At 54.7% G+C, this 1,251-nt stretch carries 2 protein-coding genes; both read right to left on the bottom strand.

Going from position 1 to position 1,251, the window contains the following annotated elements:
- Positions 1–38: 38 nt before the first annotated feature.
- Positions 39–869 carry an IS3 family transposase gene (locus HU750_RS26920; protein WP_238348957.1) on the bottom strand — a complete coding sequence of 277 codons (831 nt, stop codon included), beginning with the start codon at positions 867–869 and terminating at the stop codon, positions 39–41.
- A gap of 8 nt (positions 870–877) precedes the next feature.
- A complete protein-coding gene (locus HU750_RS27265) occupies positions 878–1,186 on the bottom strand; it encodes a transposase (protein WP_012723623.1) in 309 nt (102 codons plus the stop codon).
- Between the last annotated feature and the right edge of the window lie 65 nt (positions 1,187–1,251).

Below are 1,251 nucleotides of genomic sequence, written 5' to 3'. Positions count from 1 at the left end.
TGTTCTGGTCAAGTTTTTCCGGACACCGATTACGGTGATCAAGCCGCTTGCTGCTCCATGGCTATTGGCGACAGGTAGTTGTTGTAGCTGTGGAGCCTAATGCGGTTGTAACGCATAAAGAAGCTGGTCATGTCCTGTCTAGCTTCTTCAATTTCTGAGTAGCCCTTGGCAGGCACCCATTCTGACTTGAGCGTGCCGAAAAATCGCTCCATTGGTGCGTTGTCCCAGCATTGGCCTCTGCGGCTCATGCTTTGGGTTATGCCATGTCCAAGCAGCTCAGACTGGAAGCGTTGACTGGTGTATTGGCAGCCTTGATCCGAATGAAACATCAAACCCGCAGGGGCGCCCCGAACTTCCACTGCCATTCTCAGAGCCTTGGTGACCAGGTTGGCATCATTGACCAGAGAAAATGCCCAGCCAACGACCCGACGGGCAAACAGGTCAATGACTACGGCCAAGTGATACCAACGCTTCCCGACCATCAGGCTGGTAACGTCGCCGCACCAAACCTGATTGATGGCCGTTGGCTCGAAGTTGCGTTCGAGCAGGTTCTTGGCCACAAATGCCTCGACGCCCCTAGAGCGATATTGGTGGCGGCGACGCTGCCTGCTAGTCAGGTTCGCCTCGGCCATGAGCCTTCCCACTAGATACCTTCCAACCTTGAGCTGCTGCGCTTTCAAATACTGAGAGATCATTCTCGCCCCGGCACTTTCTCTGCTTTCAGCATGCAGCTGCACAACCTTTGCCCTGAGCGCATCACGCTCGGTATTAGGTTTTGAGCGGCGATATGCCCAGTCATAAAATGCGCTGCGGGAAACACCCAGAGCACTGCAAAGCAAGCTGGTCGGATACGAACCGGACTCTCTCAGTTCCTCAATCAGGAAAAACGATCGGGATCCGACATCAAGAGAGCCGTAGCCTTTTTTAAGATTTCAGCCTCGGTTTCCAGGCGCTTGACCTTGGCCCGCAGCTGTTGGAGCTCTCGCTGTTCGTCACTGATTGCCTTGGTGCCTGCCACTGGCTGACCTTTCTGACGCTCTTTCCGAACCTGATCCACCCAGCGGCGTAGCGCCGTAGGGCCGACGTCCATCGACGCGCAGACGTCAGGAACTGAGCAATTGTCATCAAGAACCATGCTCGCAGCACGTTGCTTGAACTCGCGGGTATAGGTCTTACGCTCTTGCATGGAACCTCCTGAATGGGCGAATCATATCGCCCTTAAGAGGTGTCCGGGATCATTAGGCCAGTTCA

It is taken from the genome of Pseudomonas sp. SWRI50 (assembly GCF_014269095.1).
In the GTDB taxonomy this organism is placed as follows: Bacteria; Pseudomonadota; Gammaproteobacteria; order Pseudomonadales; family Pseudomonadaceae; genus Aquipseudomonas; species Aquipseudomonas kermanshahensis.
Note: the sequence above shows the minus strand (reverse complement) of the source record. Positions and strands in the feature narration are given on the sequence as shown.

Bases quoted from the DNA above. Each gene is read 5' to 3' on its own strand.
- HU750_RS27265 (WP_012723623.1), bottom strand. From the start codon at position 1,186: ATGCAAGAGCGTAAGACCTATACCCGCGAGTTCAAGCAACGTGCTGCG.